Genomic DNA, 18,749 nt, shown 5'->3' with positions numbered 1-18,749 from the left:
GATTTTATTTTAAAGGCGATGAGATATAATAACTATAGTGAGATAAAAAGAAGGAAGGGACTAAAATGAAATCAGCTCTTTATAAACAGCGAAAAAATAAACTGGTTTGTGGTGTCTGTGCCGGAATTGCTGATAAGTTTGGTTGGGACTTGCCTTTGACGCGTGTCCTGACAGCATTGCTGATGTATTTTTATGGCTTTGGCATTGTCATTTATATTCTTTTAGCAATTTTTCTTCCTTACAAAGAAGATATCACTCGCGACCATTACGGAACGGGGCCACGCCGACGTAAGGATGCTGAAGTCGTTGATGAAGATGACGACAACGACGGTTGGTTTTGGTAAGAATTGACAGTTCAACTTCAATGTAGCAAAAACTTGACACTTGTAAGGATAACAGGAACTTATAATGGTCTTTCAAAACAGGAGGAACTCAGAGCAACATAGTTGTTCTGGGTTTTTAATTTAGTGGCTCTTTATCAACATGAAACTGACAATATTTTTGAATAAGTCTGCGTGAGCGCTTACTTTTATAGGTTAATGTGATATAATAATGAAAAAAGAGGAAAAGGATTGAACAAAAATTGATGAGAAACTGAAAATAGTTTGTGGTTTAGACAATCTTATTTTCTAAGATTTTCAATTTATTTACATAGTCACGAGGTGATTGGTAAATGGTTCATGGTACATCAAATGTCGGTTACTGTAAAAATGTTGGTGGACAAGGTCAAGCTAGATGTTATATATGGTGATGATAACTTATTAGCTAAAGAAATTACAACATCAGATATTTCACGGCCTGGGCTTGAGATGACAGGGTATTTTGATTATTATTCGCCAGAACGTCTGCAATTGTTAGGGATGAAAGAGTGGTCTTATCTTACTAAGATGTCATCGCATAATCGTCATCAAGTCTTGGCAGAAATGATTAAGCCAGAGACACCTGCTATTATTGTGGCGCGTAATCTAGCCATCCCAGATGAAATGTTGGCAGCCGCTAAAGAAAAAGGTATTGCTGTTTTACAAAGTCATGTGCCAACAAGTCGTTTATCTGGTGAGATGTCATGGTATCTGGATTCTTGCCTTGCCGAACGTACTAGTGTTCATGGTGTTCTTATGGACATTTACGGTATGGGAGTTTTAATTCAAGGTGATTCAGGAATTGGTAAAAGTGAAACAGGTCTTGAGTTAGTCAAACGTGGTCACCGTTTGGTAGCTGACGACCGTGTCGATGTATTTGCCAAAGACGAAGAAACACTTTGGGGTGAACCCGCAGAAATTCTCCGCCATTTGCTTGAAATTCGAGGTGTTGGTATCATTGACGTGATGAGCTTGTATGGTGCTAGCGCTGTTAAAGACTCATCACAAGTTCAATTGGCAATATACTTAGAGAATTTTGAATCCGATAAAATCTTTGACCGTTTAGGAAATAGCAACGAAGAAATCGAGTTATCTGGTGTAAAAATTCCACGTGTGCGTATCCCAGTAAAAACCGGACGTAACGTGTCAGTCGTTATTGAAGCAGCAGCCATGAACTACCGTGCTAAACAAATGGGATTTGATGCAACTAAGACATTTGAGGACCGCCTCACTCAGCTTATTAGTCAAAACGAGGAGAACTAATGATTGATCCAGTTGCTATCCAGTTAGTTTCTATTAGCATTCGTTGGTATGCGATTTTCATTGTTTCGGGATTACTTCTTGCTGTTTATTTAGCAATGAAAGAAGTACCGCGTCGGAAGATAATTCCTGATGATATTTTAGATTTTATTTTAATTGCATTTCCGCTTGCGATTATTGGTGCTCGTGTTTATTATGTCATTTTTGATTGGTCTTATTATGCTAATCAGCCATTGAGCGAAATAGTTGCCATTTGGAACGGTGGCCTTGCTATTTACGGTGGCTTGATTACAGGAGCAATCGTATTATTTGTTTTTTCTTATTACCGAGCAATCAATCCACTCGATTTTTTGGACATTGCAGCACCTGGTGTCATGATTGCGCAAGCTATTGGACGATGGGGAAATTTCATAAATCAAGAAGCTTATGGTAAAATAGTAGATAATCTGAATTACCTACCAGATTTTATCAAGAACCAGATGTATATTGATGGTTCGTATCGTGTTCCGACATTTTTATATGAATCATTGTGGAATTTATTAGGATTTGTGATTGTCATGAGCCTGAGACACCGAGCACGTTTCTTCAAACGAGGCGAAATTGCCTTCTTTTACCTTATTTGGTATGGCTGTGGACGCTTTGTTATCGAAGGAATGCGGACAGATAGTCTAATGTTACTCGGAATTCGAGTATCACAATGGCTTTCTGCTCTACTCGTTTTGATTGGTGTGGTCTTGGTTATCTGGAGAAGAAAACAGAAAGATGTTCCGTATTATCAGGAATAAAAAATAGGTAGATGGGAGAAAAAATGTTTGAAGTAGCACTATTAATTATTGCCATTGCTTTTGCTGTTTTGGTTGGCGTTTTTATACCACTGGGTGTTAAACTATATAAAACAGTTGATGTTGTAAATGAGACAATTGATGAAACAAAGCAGACCATAAAAGTGTTGACCAGTGATGTTAACGTCACTCTTCATCAGACCAATGAAATCCTGGCTAAAGCTAATGTTTTAGTTGAGGATGTTAATGGTAAGGTGGCAACAATTGATCCACTTTTTGTGGCAGTTGCAGAGTTGTCTGAGACTGTTTCGGACTTGAATACACAAGCTCGTAACATCACTCAAAAAGCTACTCAAGCCTCATCAAATGTTAGCAAAGCTGGTGCAGCATTTGCTGTTGGCAAAGTTGCCTCAAAAATATTTCGTAAAAAAGGAGAAGAAGCATGAGTAAACTATTGAAAAACGTAATTATTGGTGTTGCCTCTGGTGCAGCCGCAGCTTATTTCCTATCTACTGAAAAAGGTAAGGAATTCCAAAAGAAAGCTGCTAAAGCTTATGAGGCCTATAAAGAAAATCCTGCTGAGTATCATCAGAAAGCAAAAGATAAAGCAACAGAATATACAGATTTAGCTGTTGATACTTTTAACGATTACCGCCAAAAATTTGAATCTGGTGAATTAACAACCGATGAATTTTTGGATACTGTAAAAGAAAAAGGGAAAGCCGCAGCCGACTTTGCTTCTGAAAAAGTCTCAGGATTCACTTCTAAAGTATCTGAAGCGGTTAACGAAGCAGAAGAAATTAAAGAAGAGACAAAAGCAGAAGTTGATGACATTATCATTGACTACACACAAGACGAAGAAGCACCAGCAATTAAAATGCCTGAGACTACTACCGAAGAAGCTGATGAAGAATAATAAAAAGGTCCAGTGGACCTTTTTATGTTCGAGCCCTAAAACAGGAAAGCGAGAAGGTCCAGTGGACCTTTTTATGTTCGAGCCTGAAATAGGAAAGCAAATTTGTGTTTAGCGGACTTTTCAGAATGTAGCTAAATCTACTTTTAACCAAAAATAAGTTACAATTCAATTTTAGAATTATTTGCGAGCGAACCAAACATAAAAGCGATAATTACCGCTGTGATAAAAGTGGCTGAAACAGCGATAAAAGCAGCCACACGGAAATTTTGAGGGAGTGGTACTGAACACAAAAAGTTCTGTATTCGTTGTACCATCCCCGCATAGTTGATTAGTTTAAATAGTTCAGTGAGCTATTGAGGTTACAGATAAAGCTGACAAGGTTAGTATCATTTGTAAGAAATTTTTGTGAAGCTAAAATAAGAAAAATATAAAAACAACCCCAAAGTGGAGTTGTAGTGGTTCATTTCAATGTCTTAAAGACCAAATAATACTTGAAACAGCTGACGTAATAGCTAGGCTAATAAGAGAGGCAAATAAGAAAGCCCAGATTGGAGCTAGATTCAAGACCAGCAAAAAGAATGAAATGACGACAGTCGAAATTCCAAATAATGCAATACGAGCAAAAAACATTAACTCTTTTAATTTAGCATTTCTGTGGTCAATTTCTTGAAATTCTTGAAATTTTGGTGCATTATCTTCTTGATAATGCCGTTCTTCAAACTCTTTGTGTTGCTTTAATGGTGTTGGCATAATCCTCTCTCCTCTGATACTTAGATATCATACCATAAATTAACAAATTTGTCACCTTTTAAAAAAATCCCTTGACTGATGTTAAAAAATATGTTTAAAATAGTTGTTCCTCTTTTTTGTTTCAAAATGAGGATTTCTTTTTGAGCCTCTCCTCTCATAAAGTTTTTCTCATTTTGAGATGACACTAAAACTTTTTAGAAAGCTATAACAATAAGATTTTAGAGGATATCTGTGACTAATTGTTATAGGAGTGGTATAATTAAAACGTTATGGAAAAAATAATTATTACTGCGACAGCTGAATCTATTGAGCAGGTCAAAGAGCTTTTAGATGCCGGCGTTGATCGTATTTATGTGGGTGAGGAAAACTATGGTTTACGTTTGCCTCATAATTTTACTTATGATGAACTTTCTGAAATCGCTAAGCTAGTTCATGATGCTGGAAAAGAACTAAGTATTGCTTGTAATGCGTTGTTGCACCAAGATATGATTAATGCAGTTCGCCCGTATCTTGATTTTTTGAAAGACATTAAAGCCGATTATTTAGTAGCAGGAGATGCAGGTGTTTTTCACATCAATAAAAATGAAGGCTACGATTTCAAGATGATTTATGATGTTTCTGTTTTTGTAACATCAAGTCGTCAAGTGAATTTCTGGGGAGACCATGGCGCTAGTGAAGTCGTTCTTGCTCGTGAAATCCCGTCGGTCGAATTGTTCAAAATGTCAGAAAATCTTCGCTACCCAGCTGAAGTGCTTGTTTACGGAGCTACTGTCATTCATCATTCAAAACGTCCATTATTGCAAAATTATTACAATTTTACGCACATTGATGATGAAAAAACACGTGAACGTGGTCTTTTCCTTGCTGAACCAAGCAATAAAGACTCTCATTACTCAATTTTTGAGGATAAACATGGCACACATATTTTTGATACTGATGATCTTGATATGATGCCAAAATTGACAGAGTTAACTGACCATAATTTCACTCATTGGAAATTGGACGGTATTTATTGTCCAGGACATGATTTTGTTGAGATTGTTAAATGCTTTGTCAAAGCTAAAGAATTGATTGAAGCAGCTGAATTTACACAAGACCAAGCTTTCTTATTGGATGAAGAAATTCGTAAATTACATCCAAAAGGTCGCACACTTGGAACTGGATTCTATGAATTTGACCCAGAGGAAGTGAAGTAAAACTACCCCAAAATGAACTCTTGTCATGATTGAGTTACTATTTCAGGGCATGACAAGTTAGCTAATTAACTGAAATTGTTGTAAAGATATTTATCTTTAAATTTTACTATCTTGGAAATAGGAATATAATAATGTCAGAAAAAACTTTAAAACGTCCAGAGGTTTTAGCACCTGCTGGTACTCTTGAGAAATTAAAAGTCGCTGTTGATTATGGAGCTGATGCAGTCTTTGTCGGTGGACAAGCTTACGGTCTTCGTAGCCGTGCTGGTAACTTCACGATGGAAGAATTGCAAGAAGGAATTAATTATGCCCATGCGCATGGTGCTAAGGTCCACGTCGCAGCAAATATGGTTACCCACGAAGGAAACGAAACTGGTGCAGGAGAGTGGTTCCGTGAACTTCGTGATCTGGGCTTGGATGCCATTATCGTATCTGACCCAGCACTTATGGTAATTTGTTTAACAGAAGCACCAGGTTTAGAAGTCCATGTGTCAACACAAGCTTCGACAACCAACTATGAAGCCTTTGCTTTCTGGGAAGAAATCGGTGTGTCTCGTGTTGTTTTGGCGCGTGAAGTCGGAATTGCTGAAATTGAAGAAATTCGTAAACACACCTCACTTGAAATTGAAGCTTTCGTTCACGGCGCAATGTGTATCAGTTATTCAGGGCGTTGTGTCCTTTCTAATCATATGAGTCACCGTGATGCTAACCGTGGCGGTTGTTCACAATCTTGTCGTTGGAAATATGACCTTTACGATATGCCGTTTGGTCAAGAACGTAAAAGTCTTGAAGGTGAAATTCCAGAGCCCTTTTCTATGTCATCAGTTGATATGTGTATGATTGAACACTTGCCTGATTTGATTGAAAATGGTGTCGATAGCTTTAAGATTGAAGGTCGTATGAAATCAATTCACTACGTATCAACGGTCACAAACTGCTACCGTGCAGCCGTCGATGCTTACCTAGAAAGCCCAGCAAAATTCGAAGCTATCAAAGGTGAATTACTTGATGAGCTTTGGAAAGTTGCCCAACGTGAATTAGCAACTGGTTTCTACTATCAAACACCAACAGAAAACGAACAACTCTTTGGCGCTCGTCGTAAAATACCACAATATAAATTTGTCGGTGAAGTTGTTGCCTTTGATGAAGAAACAATGACAGCAACAATCCGTCAACGTAACGTTATTCTCGAAGGAGATGCTGTCGAATTCTATGGACCAGGATTCCGTCATTTTGAAACTTACATCAAAGATTTGCATGATGCTGATGGCAATAAAATTGATCGTGCTCCAAATCCAATGGAATTATTGACAATCACTGTCCCTCAAGCCGTTCAAGCAGGAGATATGATTCGTGCTCGTAAAGAAGGACTTGTGAACCTTTATAAAAGCGACGGTTCTAGCAAAACTGTTAGAGCATAATCAGTAATAATTATTAAAAAATGAACGACTCTTAAACGTAATGGCGTAGGTAGGGTCGTTCATTTTTTGTCTAGTTCTTGAGATTTACGGACAGTTGGTGGTACCAATGTCAAACGATTGATATCACTGATAGCGATGATTGTTGAGATATTCTTTTGGAAGTTTTTGAGGATTAATTTGTTATTTTTGGGGTCGTATTTGACCAAATCACCTGTAAAACTGCCGTCTTTGTAAATAGCATGGAGCGCTAATTGCTTTTCTTGCGCTTCTTTGATGGTTGTGATGATTTTGTGAGTTTTCAGATTAATATCTGCGGCTGGTTGAGCACGAAAGTCAACATAAGCCTGTGCTTGCCTTTTTAAACGTTTGATAAGATTTTTCATAGTCATTTACCTAAAAAATTGATAAAATGATTATACACCTTTTGAAGAAAAAAATAAATAATCAAAAGTTTAGAAAGTTTTTTTACGAATATATATATTAGGAGGAAGATTTATTATGTCAGAATTTAAATTTGAAATTGTCGAACACTTACTTACCCTATCTGAAAGCGATAAAGGTTGGACAAAAGAATTGAACCGTGTTAGTTTTAACGGAGCAGAGCCAAAATTTGATATTCGTTCATGGAGCCCAGACCACAGCAAAATGGGTAAAGGTGTGACACTCACAAATGATGAATTTAAAATCATCTTGGACGCTTTCCGCGGCTAAGTTAGAGATAAAAAGTTGGCAGATTTTTCATCTGTCAACTCTTTTTTATGCAAAATAAGCAGTATTTTTCAGAGAGAGAAATAAAGGTTTACTGATAGCTGTAGTAGCTATAAGTTTTCCAATTTCAGGAATGATGAAGGGGACAACGCCAGCCAAGAAAGTAGCTTGCCAGTTCATATTTGCTAAAAATTGTAAGCCAATCAATGCTTAAACAATTACCGAGTAGATTGCTAACAAAAAATCTTAGCCAAAGAGCTTTCGATATTGGTTAGGTAAGAAGTTAAGGCAGCGTAGAAAAGAAATCCCCAGAGAAAACCAGATGTTGGACCTGATAATGCTGCAATGCCGCCGCTACCGCCTGCGAAAACAGGAAGTCCAATAGCGCCAAGTATCAGATAAAGCGCCACACTGAACGTGGCTTCACGTGAACGGAAGATCGAAGCAATAAGCCCAACAGCAAGCGTTTGAAGTGTAAATGGAATCGTTCCAATAAGAATCACAATCTGTGAAAGTATCGTAATTAAAGCAGCACCAAATGCTGGGAAGATGAGTGTTAAAAGCTTATTTCTAGACATAACATCTCCTTAGTTATTTTAGTTAATCTCAAACTTTATTTTGGTTGACTAAATTTCATTCAAAACTAATCAGAATGTCAAGAAAAAAATCGCTTTTTTAGCGATTTCATTTTCCTTTATGTTTGAGATAGTCTGCTACCCCAATCACTCCAAAAACAATTCCCAGAATGATAAAGATTGTTTTATGTGTTAACAAACCATAAGTTAAAAAAATGATAGCAGAAATGAAATAGATGATATTTTTAGACATAGCAATTCCTTTTCAATATAATACTTATCTACATTGTAGCATAAAGTGGCTTTCTTTGACATTCTAAGGCTAGTCAAATCATGTATTTTTCTTTATAATGAAATTTGGAAACGTAATCATAATCACTAAAAAAGGCGAGAAAAATGGCAGATTTGCAATATAAGAATTACATTTTTGACTTTTATGGAACACTTGTGGATATTTGGACAGACGAGGAAAACGAGAAGCTTTGGGAACAAATGGCTGCGCTTTATGCTGCTTATGGCGCTGATTATTCTGCTGCGGAGCTTAAAGCAAATTATAATGAACATATTAAACGTCAAGAAAATCAATTACGCAAACGTTATCAGTTAGAACATGTTGAGGTTGATTTGGTGGTTGTTTTTATTGAATTGCTGTTAGAAGCACCGCACAAGCATGCCACAGATAGCATTATTTTAGACCTTGAAACATGGGGAAATCTAATTGCCCAAACTTTTAGAATGTTGTCACGCAAGAAATTGCAAACGTACGAAAATACCTTAGCGACTTTGAAAACACTCAAAGAAGTAGGAGCAACAGTTATTTTATTGTCAAATGCACAGCGAGCTTTCACTCAAGCTGAAATTGAAATGACAGGGTGCAGAGAATTTCTTGATAAGATTTATATCTCGTCTGATTACAAAATGAAAAAACCACAAGTTGAACTCATGAATCTGGTCTTGAACGACAATCAACTCAATCCAGAAGAAACCGTTATGGTTGGCAATGATTTTACGAGCGACATGGCAATCGCACAAGCAGCAGGCATCGACGGTATCCTGCTTAACACATTCCCATACAACCAATCAGAAATCGAAACCCTCAATACTATGAACGCCAAAGTAATTGAGGATATCAGTGAGTTGGTGGTGGAGTGAAAAATCATATCTAACTTTATATTAGGGAGATTTTAGGTATTTAATCAGAGACGGTAACAGCTGTATGATTGATATATTCATAAATAGGTGTTCTGATAAGCCTCAGAAATTCTCCCTTAAAATGCTTAGGTGGAGAGGGATTATCTTGAGTAATCCAATTTTTAATAACAACTACAGTAAGTGATGTAACGAGTTGAACCACTTCTTCATTTGAGAGATTGAATTGTCCTTCTTTTGGGACAATATTTGAAGCACCCCGCTTAGTGTAAGTAGAGACAATAAAATCTTCAAAATTAGGATCGATATTTGTAGTATAGAGACACCTTATCCACTGTCTCTCCTTCCAAATTGCTGGTAAAACATTTTCAGCTATGTAATCTAAAGGGTTGATTACTGAAGAGATTGTAATTAAATACTTGGAAAATCTCTTTATTGATGAGATTATGATCATATAATTTCATTGAAATTTTTAAAATATTTTTGATAAAAGGCCTATCTTGAACTGCCTGCTTTGGAAGCAATCTTGGAAATTGTAATATTTGATTTCTCTGGATTTTCTGAAGCCAATGCAAAGAAGGCATCGATAATTTTTTCATGTGTATATTTTGCATAGTGTCAATTCCCAGTAAATTGATAGGTATTTTAGCACAAGCAGAAGAATTTCAGCTGTCAGTTTTCTTTTATTTTAAGCTAAAAAATATCCCTTGAATTATTCAAGGGAAGGTTTTAAATGATTATATAATCTAATTTACTTCATCGTTGGGAACAATAAGACGTCGCGGATTGTTGTTGTGTCTGTGAGGAGCATGACAAGGCGGTCGATACCGATACCAAGTCCACCTGTTGGTGGCATACCGTATTCAAGGGCTTCGACGTAGTCGTAGTCAATTCCAGTTGCTTCGTCATCACCAAGTTCTTTAGCTTTTGCTTGGGCTTCAAAACGTGACAATTGATCGATTGGATCGTTAAGTTCGGTAAAGGCATTACCGTATTCTTTAGTCATGATGAAGAGTTCGAAGCGGTCAGTGAAGCGAGGATCTTCTGCGTTTTTCTTAGCAAGAGGAGAAACTTCAACTGGGTGTCCATAAACGAATGTTGGTTGAATCAATGTTTCTTCGACAAATTCTTCAAAGAAAGCGTTGATGATGTGACCAACTGAAGTGAAGTGTTTTTCAACTGGTACATTTTTCTCTTTGGCAATAGCTTGCGCTTCTTCGAGAGTCATTTCTTTCCAAAAATCAACGCCAGTGACTTCTTTGATAGCATCAACCATGTGAACACGCTTAAATGGTTTGTCAATGGCAATTTCAGTTCCTTGGTATGAAATAGGACCGTCACCTTTAACAGCTTTTGAAGCGTGTTGGATAATGCCTTCTGTCAAATCCATGATATCTTTGAAGTCAGCATAGGCTTGGTAAACTTCAATAGATGTGAATTCAGGATTGTGTGTGGCATCCATACCTTCGTTACGGAAGATACGTCCGATTTCGTACACTCGTTCCATACCACCAACGATAAGACGTTTCAAGTGAAGTTCAGTTGCGATACGAAGAACCATGTCCATATCTTGTGCGTTGTGGTGAGTGATAAATGGGCGAGCAGCAGCACCACCAGCTTCGTTGTGAAGGACTGGAGTTTCAACTTCTAAGAAACCAAGTCCGTCAAGGTAACGACGGATTTCTGAGATGATTTTTGAACGAGTAACGAAGCGTTCAAAGCTTTCACGGTTTGAAACCAAGTCAAGGTAACGTTTACGATATTTAGTTTCAACGTCTGTAAGTCCATGGAATTTTTCTGGGAGTGGACGAAGTGCTTTAGACAAGTGAGTAAGGTGAGTGGCTTTGATTGTCAATTCCCCCATATCTGTACGCATGATTTCACCTTCGATACCGAGGAAGTCACCGAGGTCTGCTTTTTTGAAAATTTGATAGTTTTCGTCACCGACAGCATCTTTGCGGACATAGACTTGGATTTGACCGTCGCGGTCTTGAATGTGTGCAAAACCAACTTTACCTTTACCACGCTTAGTCATTAGACGACCAGCGATAGTAGCTGTTTTGTTAATTTCATGCAATTCTTCTTTAGTTTTGTCAGCGTATTTTTCTTTTAATTGACCAGAAGTAGCTGTGCGTTCAAATCGAGTTCCGAAAGGATCGATGCCTTGTTCAGCCAAAGCTGCCATTTTTTCACGACGCACGATTTGTTGGTCGTTTAATTCTTCAATGTGTTCGTTTGACATGTTTTCCTCCAATAAGTATTCTTTCCTATTGTATCATAAAAGAAGTTAGAATACACCTTATTTTTGCGTGCTTTGCTTGAGAGTGAGACAAAAATTGGTAATTTCAAAAGAAATTCGATTTTTCAGCAAGTTTTTTCTTGTTGCTGACTTGAAACGGGGCTATTTTCAGATTGTCAAAGTTCAAAACACCATGTCTTGTAAATATAACGACACGGACAAGGAGATTAATCACTTTTGTATTAGCTTTGTTTTCTTGTCTTTGATTGAAAAGAAGGGTAAAAAATAGTATAATATGTGACGGTAAAATTTATTAGAGAGAAAAGAGATTCATGATTACTTCAATTGTTTTTGATGTTGATGATACGATTTATGACCAACAAGCACCTTATCGTATTGCCGTTGAGAAATGTTTCCCTGATTTTGATATGAGTAAAATCAATCAGGCTTATATTCGTTTCCGTCATTATTCAGATGTCGGATTTCCGCGTGTAATGGCAGGTGAGTGGACAACTGAGTATTTCCGTTTTTGGCGTTGCAAGGAAACTTTATTAGAATTTGGTTACCGTGAAATTGATGAAGCAACTGGCGTGCATTTCCAAGAAATTTATGAAGAGGAATTGGAAAATATCACAATGCTTGATGAGATGCGCATGACGCTTGATTTTCTTAAAGAAAAAGGCGTTCCAATGGGGATTATAACGAATGGACCAACGGAACACCAACTGAAAAAAGTTAAAAAACTTGGTCTTTATGATTATATTGACCCAAAATGTGTCCTTGTCAGCCAAGCGACTGGTTTCCAAAAACCAGAAAAAGAGATTTTCAATCTTGCTGCGGAGCAATTTGACATGAACCCTGCAACAACACTTTACGTTGGTGATTCATATGACAATGACGTTGTTGGTGCTTTCAATGGTGGCTGGCATTCAATGTGGTTTAACCACCGTGGCCGTAGCTTGAAGCCTGGTATTAAACCAGTTTATGATGTTGCTATTGATAACTTTGAACAGCTGTTCGGAGCTGTGAAAGTTCTCTTTGACCTTCCTGATAATAAATTTATCTTTGATGTTAATGACAAGAACAATCCAATTCTTGAAATGGGTATCAACAACGGATTGATGATGGCAGCAGAACGTCTGCTTGAAAGTAACATGAGTATTGATAAGGTTGTTATCCTGCTTCGTTTGGATAAACAACAAGAAAAAGTTTTGCGTCTAAAATACGCAAGAAATAACTAATAAATGAACCCTCCTAAGCGCTATTTAGGAGGGTTTTTCGTCTTTAAGATTTCTTTTGTTTATAAGATGTGTCATTCCATTTTAGACAAGTAAAAGTTTTAAAATCCTTGGTCTCTAAAACCGTCACACTACCGTTATCAAGTCCGCCTTGGGCACGGAGAACGGCTGGTTCATATCCTAATAAAGTACGGATAGAGGCGGTAAAATTAGCACCATGCCCAACTAACAAGACATTCTGATAAGGTTGATTTTTCATTGATTTAATGAATGACTCAACGCGTTTAGTGGTTTGATAAACAGATTCAGCGTCAAATACATCATTATCGAATTTAGCTAAATTATGTCGAAAAGCTTGCATTTGTTGAGGATAAATAGATGTTATCGTTGCAATTTTGCTGCCTTCCAATCTTCCAAGATGCCATTCACGCAGCGAGGGTTGAAAGCTGATTGGCTTTGGATAGTGGCTGCGTGACATGATAATCTTGCAAGTATCGCTGGCACGTTTTAAATCGCTTGAAAAAACGGCATCAAATTTAACATCTTGGAGATAATCACCTAATTTTTCCAAATCATGAACGGATTCCTCCAAGAGAGGTGAGTCACCATTTGCTCCTTGGAAACGTCCTTCTAAGTTCCATTGTGTTTTACCATGACGTACAAAATAAAATTTCATCAGTTACTTTCCAATCTAAAAATTAATGTGAATCGTCAATCAAGTCAGCAAAGCTGGCACCAACAAAATCTGCCAAGGTTTGACTGTCAATGCGGATAGAACGTCCGATTTCACCGGCAGAAACAATCATCGTTCCCATTTCTAAAGCACGGTTATCAATGAAAATCGGAAAATTGTGTTTCTGATGAATACCGACAGGATTATTTGCTCCGTGAATGTAGCCAGTCGTTTTTTGAAGATTTTTTTGTGGAATCATGCTGACTTTTTTGTTGCCAGAAACTTTGGCTAATTTTTTCTCAGAAAGATGTTCGGTGATTTGAACAATTCCGATTAGAGGACCTGTTTTGTCACCTGTTAAAGCAAGGGTTTTGAAAATATCAGATTTTTCAATCTCATCTGGTAAGTCTCCCTCAAGTGCATTGATTGCTAAACTGTCGTGTTCGACTTTTGCTTTGTCCAGAATTTGATCAACAAGTGTCTTTTTTAATTTAGCTTTTTTTGCCATTTTCTTTCTCAATCTTTCTATTCGTTAGTCAATTACTATTTTACTAAAAAAATAAAAAGGTACAAGTTTGCACCTTTTAGAGAGCATTATAATAAGCTTGGACAAGTTCGACAAAATCTTCGATATCATAGTCCGTACCGAAATAATCATTAGCGGTTTCTGTCCAGTAATCAGTTGGATCAACGTGGTCAGTACCACCAAGGTAAAGGCTGACCATTTCATGTGTCCAAATGGTTCCTTCGCCATCTTCTTGACCAAGTGTTACAGGAAGGTCATATTTTTTGAGCATGTAGGCAGTATAATAAGCTGCATTTGCTAGTTGCTCGGCGAAGCCTTTTTGCGAATCCTCATGTGTTAATTCAAATTGAATGTAATAAGGATTGGCATTGGCACCTGCGCCTTGAGCTTTGTAACCTTCATCAGCAATACGAAGAATGGTATCACTATCAATGAAAGAATGGACAAAGACACCTTCTTTATCATAATTTTGCACCATATAATTCACTTCGCTTTCAATCGTTGAATTGTCAACGCCAGTATCATGAATAATTACCCCAAGAGGCTTGCCATCATCTGTCTTATAAGCGGCTTGTTCAAAACTACTTTTAATGTCATCAGTAATATCAGCATGCGAATAACCGAGTGTTTCAGCGATATAAGCATTAATTGTATTATCCTGCTCAAGCGAAATATCATTCGTGTCGATATAGTAAGTATCGCCGTTCATGCTAAATTGGGCTAATGTGGTATCTTCGTCATTGAGCATAGCATCATAGTAATAGGCACTAATTGTGATTGCAGTATTTTCACTAATTTTGCTGCTAGAACCATCGTCGGTGTATATAATAGCGTCAGAAGTAGATACCGTAGCTGTTTCAGAAACGTCATAAGAATTGGCATCTGATAAATCCAAGCTTCCGTCTGAAGCTAAAGTTGTGACTCCTGAAAAAATCAGTTTAGCGAGAATTAGGACAAGTGCGACTGCTGCCGTGACAAGCCCAGTTAGTGCTATTATCTGAGATTTTTGTTGTCGTTTTCTACGTGAATAATTTCTTGTTGGCATAGTTTTACTATAAGTTTTAACCCTTAAATTAATATTAATTTGAGGGTTAAAATTGTTGATTTTGACATTAAAAATCACAGGATTTTTCAGAACTTTTTTATAAAAATTGAGTTAGCAAAAAAGGGAGTGGGACAAATAAAATCTCCAGTGGAGATTTTATTCATGAGCCTAGAAATTAAAAAGCGAATCAGTAATTTCGGAGAAATTCGATTTCTCAGCAAGTCTTAATTTCTTGTTGCTGACCTAAAACAGTTCAGTGAACTGTTTTACTCCCACCCCCGCATGGCTCGAAAGGTTTGGGGAATCTTTCGAGGTGGGAAATAGAGTCAAGTGAAGCTTGATGTCAAAAAGGGTTGTAAAAGCTGATTTATCAGCGTATTAGAACCCAGTCAGCTACTGCGTCTTGCAAATAATAACTATAGAAACAAAGAAGCTGGGTACTTTTGTCCCAGCCTCTTTTATTTGCTACTACTTGATGTACTTGTTGTACCGAAAAGTTTTTCGTACGTTGTTTTCGTATCTTTCGTGACGGCGATTTGGTTTAAGTCGAGCGGTGAACTAAAACCATTGATGTAACCTTGTGAGGTGTATTGATGAAGGTCATAGTCCAAATCAGTTTGTGGCGCAGCATCGTAATAACCAGTGTCAGAACCATAAGCAGGAATCCACACTGCATCGAAACCATCCACGGAAATTTCTTGTTCATCCATGAAATAAGTTCCAATGTAGATACCGACATTTTCCGCACCGAGTTTTTTGAGCTCTTTTAAGAAAGCCTGTACACCTTTATTCATGTCAGACATAGTCGCCTCTTCAACGTCAATCCAATAGAAAGTTGGACTGTAAGGTGAAGCATTCTCATAGAAAGTTTTTGCTTCCTCCTTCATCTCCTTGACGGTTGTACCGAGAGCGTAGCTATAAACGGCTACAGGAACATTTCGTTTCTGTAATTCTTTGATATGTGTCTTAAATGATTTATCAATACCAGTTGTATAAGCGGCATTGCTATCTTTACTGATTTGTGACCCTCCATAAACACGAACGATAGCACCAGAAATATTTTGAGATAAAGTATCATAGTCAATTTCGCTTGGAAGTTGCCAACCTGAGATATCAATAATCGGCTTAAGAACAAAATTTTCATCAGTTTCAGAAGTTGATGTAGTGGTAGTACTCGTGCTACTCACAGTTGGAATAGAATCCTTAGCTGAGGCTAGTTGTTGCTTTTGTAAACTGTCTGAGTGAGCTTTACCAATCACGAGAAATAGCCCACAGAGGGCAAAGAAAACTACAACAACGATGGGTTTTATTCGTCTTCTCATTAGTCATATTTTAGCGTAAAAAGGCTTAAAAATCAAAGCAATGCTCATTTTGTAATCATTTTGTCATATTTTTTAATATTTTATCTATGGACTGTTACAAAAGAAGTAATGCTAGTAAAGGCGCTGCAAATAGTCTGACAGCTATTTGTCATTGATAAGGCTTTCAATTTCTGTAACAATTGTTTCAGGTTCTGTTTTTGATGAAAAACGTTTGATGACATTGCCATTTTGGTCGATAAGAAATTTTGCAAAGTTCCATTCAATACGTTTGCCAAGCGGTCCCTTTTGTTCACTTTTTAGCCAATCATAGAGTGGGGCGGCTTCTTTACCGTTGACTTTAATTTTCGCAAAGCGAGGAAAAGTTGTCTGGTAATTCAAGGTGCAAAAGGTATTGATTTCGTCGGTGTTTCCTGGCGCTTGATTTAAAAATTGATTACAAGGAAAATCTAAAATTTCAAATCCTTTGTCATGGTAAGTGTCGTAAAGCTTTTGTAGTCCTTCGTATTGTGGGGTTAAGCCACAACCTGTTGCCGTATTGACAATGAGTAGGATTTTGCCTTGGTATTTTGACAATTGGACATCGGAGCTGTCTTGGGCTTTGACAGTAAAGTCATAAAGATTAGTCATGATTAAGCTCCTTTGTATAAGCAATAATTTGGTCAACGGTATCACTTAAAAATTGAATGGTATCACGGAGTGGTTGCGCGGTGGAAATATCGGCACCAATTAATTTAGCAGTGTCAAGTGGCGTACGTGAACCACCTGATTTTAAGAAATTCAACCAGTCGTTAGCACCATTTGGATTATTTTTTAGATTAAGATACCCAGCAGTTGAAATAACCATACCTGCAGAATAAGTGTAGCTATACAACCCAGCATAATAATGACTTTGGCGCATCCAAGTTAAAGCAGCATCGTCGTCAATATCAATGGCATCACCCCAAAATTGGCTAAGAACATCTTTCATTATCTTGTTAAGTTGTGTAGCACCGAAGGTTTTTCCGTCTTCAATGAGATTGTAAACCTGGCGTTGAAAAGCAGCTTCGAGTAAGTGAGTGATAAAATTATGGAAATAAGTATCTGTCAAACGATGAGCGAGTGCAAAGCGTTTCTGACGTGGATTGTCAAATTGTTTTTCGAGGTAATCACTGAGCAGAAGTTCGTTGAAAGTAGAAGGAGCTTCGACGTAATAAGTTGACATATGGGTATTAAAGTAACTTTGATTGTTGTCTGAAAAGATAAATTGTCCAGAGTGACCAATTTCATGAATAAGTGTGTAAACATCAGACATACGACCAGTCCAACTCATTAAAACGTAGGGATGAACTTTGTAAGGGTCAGTAGCGTAGCCACCAGAATCTTTATTGGCATTAGCAGCAAAGTCAACCCAACGTTCTTCTTGATAACGTGAGACTTCTTGAGCATATTCGTTACCAAGTGGGGCAACGGATTTCATCACCAAATCATAAGCATCATCAATCGTAACCTCTGGATTAAGCTCGCTATCCAAGTCAAGCTTCCAGTCTGCAAAAGTCATTTTTTTAAGACCATTAACTTGAGCAACGTGTTTGAGGTATTTTTGCGCAACAGGAGCAAATTCTGTCATGATAAGGTCAATTTGACGGTCAAACATGTCACGGTTAACTTCTTGTTCGGCTAAGAGGTAATCAAAAACAGAGTCGTAACCTCGCATGTCAGCAATGATTTTTTCTGATTTAACTTGTGCTAGATAAGCACTTGCTGCGGCATTTTGATGTTTACGCAGTCCTGCAGAGAAAGAACGAAAGGCTTTTTCACGGACTTGAGCATTTTCATGATTTTGATAAAAATTTTCATAGGTGACAAAAGAGTTTTGATAGACCTTGCCATCAACTTCAAAATCTTCCATTTCAAAGTCACCTGCACGCATTTTGGTGTAGATATCTTCTGGCGCTTTAAAAACTTCACCAAGGTTCGTCAACGCTTTTTCAACTTCTGGGGATATAAAATGACTTTTTTGAATTTTCGCTTGGCGAATAGCTGCGCTAAAATGCGGATTTTCTTCTAAAGTATCAAGGATTTCTAAGTCGGCAGTCGCTAGCGCAGTATCAAAGAAGCTTAACGCAACATTGGCTCTCGTGAAAAAATCAGCACCAGCTTGTGCAATCTGAGCAAATTCTTCATTGCTAAAGTCGCTGGTTTGCGGCATGAAAGAATAATTATCGATATGGCTCATCTCGATATAAATTTGTTCAATTTCATAAAGCGCTCTGGTAAAATCTTCCAAAGTAGCCAATTTCCCCTCGTAATTTCGTTTAAAAAGATTAATATCTTCTAGCGTTTTTTCGATACTTCGCAAAAAATCCTCAGGATCTTGATAAAGGGCACTTAAATCCCATAACTCATTTTCAGGAAATTCCGAACGTTTTTTTAATTCCATCTAGTATTACTCCTTTGCAAAACTTTTGTCATGGACCAGTATATCAGAAAATAACACCTAAACCAAAAAGAAAGTGTCCATTTTCTCAGAAAATCCTTGATGAATCGTTCAACATTTCTTTCAAAATTAAAAACGCTAACATCCTAATTGTTAATGTGTTTTGTTAGTTTT

The 18,749-nt window shown here is 37.4% G+C and carries 21 protein-coding genes and 1 pseudogene; 10 read left to right on the top strand and 12 right to left on the bottom strand.

What is annotated here, in order from left to right; genetic code table 11:
* Positions 1 to 65: 65 nt before the first annotated feature.
* The 5 genes from E8M05_RS07730 to E8M05_RS07710 all read left to right on the top strand — a co-directional run bounded on the left by E8M05_RS07730 (position 66) and on the right by E8M05_RS07710 (position 3,317).
* The gene (locus E8M05_RS07730) at positions 66 to 344 is read left to right on the top strand and encodes a PspC domain-containing protein (RefSeq protein ID WP_003065742.1); all 279 of its coding nucleotides are present in this window, start codon (positions 66 to 68) and stop codon (positions 342 to 344) included.
* 348 nt (positions 345 to 692) lie between these two features.
* Positions 693 to 1,622, top strand: coding sequence for an HPr(Ser) kinase/phosphatase (gene hprK, locus E8M05_RS07725; protein ID WP_280521830.1), 930 nt, complete (start codon positions 693 to 695; stop codon positions 1,620 to 1,622).
* The gene (gene lgt / locus E8M05_RS07720; protein WP_136596457.1) at positions 1,622 to 2,404 is read left to right on the top strand and encodes a prolipoprotein diacylglyceryl transferase; all 783 of its coding nucleotides are present in this window, start codon (positions 1,622 to 1,624) and stop codon (positions 2,402 to 2,404) included. The genes hprK and lgt overlap by 1 nt, the downstream gene beginning before the upstream one ends.
* 23 nt (positions 2,405 to 2,427) lie before the next feature.
* Positions 2,428 to 2,847, top strand: coding sequence for a DUF948 domain-containing protein (locus E8M05_RS07715; protein WP_013852098.1), 420 nt, complete (start codon positions 2,428 to 2,430; stop codon positions 2,845 to 2,847).
* Positions 2,844 to 3,317 (top strand): YtxH domain-containing protein, encoded by a 474-nt coding sequence (locus E8M05_RS07710; RefSeq protein ID WP_003065733.1) that lies wholly within the window; start codon positions 2,844 to 2,846, stop codon positions 3,315 to 3,317. The genes E8M05_RS07715 and E8M05_RS07710 overlap by 4 nt, the downstream gene beginning before the upstream one ends.
* 465 nt (positions 3,318 to 3,782) lie before the next feature.
* On the opposite strand, the gene E8M05_RS07705 is transcribed toward E8M05_RS07710, so the two are convergent.
* The gene (locus tag E8M05_RS07705) at positions 3,783 to 4,067 is read right to left on the bottom strand and encodes a DUF3270 domain-containing protein (RefSeq protein ID WP_003065730.1); all 285 of its coding nucleotides are present in this window, start codon (positions 4,065 to 4,067) and stop codon (positions 3,783 to 3,785) included.
* Between the two features lie 269 nt (positions 4,068 to 4,336).
* On the opposite strand from E8M05_RS07705, the gene E8M05_RS07700 reads away from it, so the two are divergent.
* Both E8M05_RS07700 and E8M05_RS07695 read left to right on the top strand, forming a co-directional pair.
* Positions 4,337 to 5,263, top strand: coding sequence for a peptidase U32 family protein (locus tag E8M05_RS07700; RefSeq protein ID WP_003065727.1), 927 nt, complete (start codon positions 4,337 to 4,339; stop codon positions 5,261 to 5,263).
* Positions 5,264 to 5,394: 131 nt separating this feature from the next.
* Positions 5,395 to 6,684, top strand: a complete 1,290-nt coding sequence (locus E8M05_RS07695) for a peptidase U32 family protein (RefSeq protein ID WP_003065724.1) — start codon at positions 5,395 to 5,397, stop codon at positions 6,682 to 6,684.
* Between the two features lie 59 nt (positions 6,685 to 6,743).
* Here E8M05_RS07695 and E8M05_RS07690 read toward each other — a convergent pair whose 3' ends face one another.
* Positions 6,744 to 7,067, bottom strand: coding sequence for a hypothetical protein (locus E8M05_RS07690; RefSeq protein WP_041972853.1), 324 nt, complete (start codon positions 7,065 to 7,067; stop codon positions 6,744 to 6,746).
* 115 nt (positions 7,068 to 7,182) lie between these two features.
* Here E8M05_RS07690 and E8M05_RS07685 point away from each other — a divergent pair, with 115 nt between their 5' ends.
* Complete coding sequence (locus tag E8M05_RS07685; protein ID WP_003065722.1) at positions 7,183 to 7,395, top strand: YdbC family protein; 213 nt, start codon at positions 7,183 to 7,185, stop codon at positions 7,393 to 7,395.
* Positions 7,396 to 7,440: 45 nt separating this feature from the next.
* Here E8M05_RS07685 and E8M05_RS07680 read toward each other — a convergent pair.
* Together E8M05_RS07680 and E8M05_RS11220 are read right to left on the bottom strand one after the other, a co-directional pair.
* Positions 7,441 to 7,970: pseudogene (locus tag E8M05_RS07680) on the bottom strand (biotin transporter BioY).
* Between the two features lie 106 nt (positions 7,971 to 8,076).
* Complete coding sequence (locus tag E8M05_RS11220) at positions 8,077 to 8,220, bottom strand: hypothetical protein (RefSeq protein WP_003065719.1); 144 nt, start codon at positions 8,218 to 8,220, stop codon at positions 8,077 to 8,079.
* A gap of 143 nt (positions 8,221 to 8,363) precedes the next feature.
* On the opposite strand from E8M05_RS11220, the gene E8M05_RS07675 reads away from it, so the two are divergent.
* Positions 8,364 to 9,119: an HAD family hydrolase gene (locus tag E8M05_RS07675; protein ID WP_003065718.1), complete on the top strand. Its 756-nt coding sequence runs from the start codon at positions 8,364 to 8,366 to the stop codon at positions 9,117 to 9,119.
* 40 nt (positions 9,120 to 9,159) lie between these two features.
* On the opposite strand, the gene E8M05_RS07670 is transcribed toward E8M05_RS07675, so the two are convergent.
* Both E8M05_RS07670 and lysS read right to left on the bottom strand, forming a co-directional pair.
* Positions 9,160 to 9,570 (bottom strand): hypothetical protein, encoded by a 411-nt coding sequence (locus tag E8M05_RS07670; protein ID WP_003065717.1) that lies wholly within the window; start codon positions 9,568 to 9,570, stop codon positions 9,160 to 9,162.
* Between the two features lie 297 nt (positions 9,571 to 9,867).
* Positions 9,868 to 11,358, bottom strand: a complete 1,491-nt coding sequence (lysS, locus tag E8M05_RS07665) for a lysine--tRNA ligase (protein WP_003065715.1) — start codon at positions 11,356 to 11,358, stop codon at positions 9,868 to 9,870.
* 329 nt (positions 11,359 to 11,687) lie between these two features.
* On the opposite strand from lysS, the gene E8M05_RS07655 reads away from it, so the two are divergent.
* Positions 11,688 to 12,596: an HAD family hydrolase gene (locus E8M05_RS07655; protein WP_003065710.1), complete on the top strand. Its 909-nt coding sequence runs from the start codon at positions 11,688 to 11,690 to the stop codon at positions 12,594 to 12,596.
* 43 nt (positions 12,597 to 12,639) lie between these two features.
* Here the strand turns inward: E8M05_RS07655 and E8M05_RS07650 are convergent, their stop codons facing one another.
* From E8M05_RS07650 to pepF, 6 genes are all read right to left on the bottom strand, one after another.
* Positions 12,640 to 13,269 (bottom strand): histidine phosphatase family protein, encoded by a 630-nt coding sequence (locus E8M05_RS07650; RefSeq protein ID WP_003065708.1) that lies wholly within the window; start codon positions 13,267 to 13,269, stop codon positions 12,640 to 12,642.
* Between the two features lie 22 nt (positions 13,270 to 13,291).
* On the bottom strand, positions 13,292 to 13,774 hold the full coding sequence (locus tag E8M05_RS07645; RefSeq protein WP_003065706.1) for an aminoacyl-tRNA deacylase: 483 nt from the start codon (positions 13,772 to 13,774) through the stop codon (positions 13,292 to 13,294).
* 76 nt (positions 13,775 to 13,850) lie between these two features.
* Entirely contained in the window at positions 13,851 to 14,837 is a 987-nt protein-coding gene (locus E8M05_RS07640; protein ID WP_003065704.1) for a peptidoglycan recognition protein family protein, read from the bottom strand.
* Positions 14,838 to 15,295: 458 nt separating this feature from the next.
* Positions 15,296 to 16,159, bottom strand: a complete 864-nt coding sequence (locus tag E8M05_RS07630; RefSeq protein WP_003065700.1) for a glycoside hydrolase family 25 protein — start codon at positions 16,157 to 16,159, stop codon at positions 15,296 to 15,298.
* A 141-nt stretch (positions 16,160 to 16,300) separates the two neighbouring features.
* Positions 16,301 to 16,786 carry a glutathione peroxidase gene (locus tag E8M05_RS07625; RefSeq protein ID WP_003065696.1) on the bottom strand — a complete coding sequence of 162 codons (486 nt, stop codon included), beginning with the start codon at positions 16,784 to 16,786 and terminating at the stop codon, positions 16,301 to 16,303.
* Positions 16,779 to 18,578: an oligoendopeptidase F gene (gene pepF / locus E8M05_RS07620; RefSeq protein ID WP_003065694.1), complete on the bottom strand. Its 1,800-nt coding sequence runs from the start codon at positions 18,576 to 18,578 to the stop codon at positions 16,779 to 16,781. Before pepF ends, E8M05_RS07625 begins: the two co-directional genes overlap by 8 nt.
* Between the last annotated feature and the right edge of the window lie 171 nt (positions 18,579 to 18,749).

The sequence above is a fragment of the Streptococcus pasteurianus genome (assembly GCF_004843545.1).
Classification (GTDB): domain Bacteria; phylum Bacillota; class Bacilli; order Lactobacillales; family Streptococcaceae; genus Streptococcus; species Streptococcus pasteurianus.
Note: the sequence above shows the minus strand (reverse complement) of the source record. Positions and strands in the feature narration are given on the sequence as shown.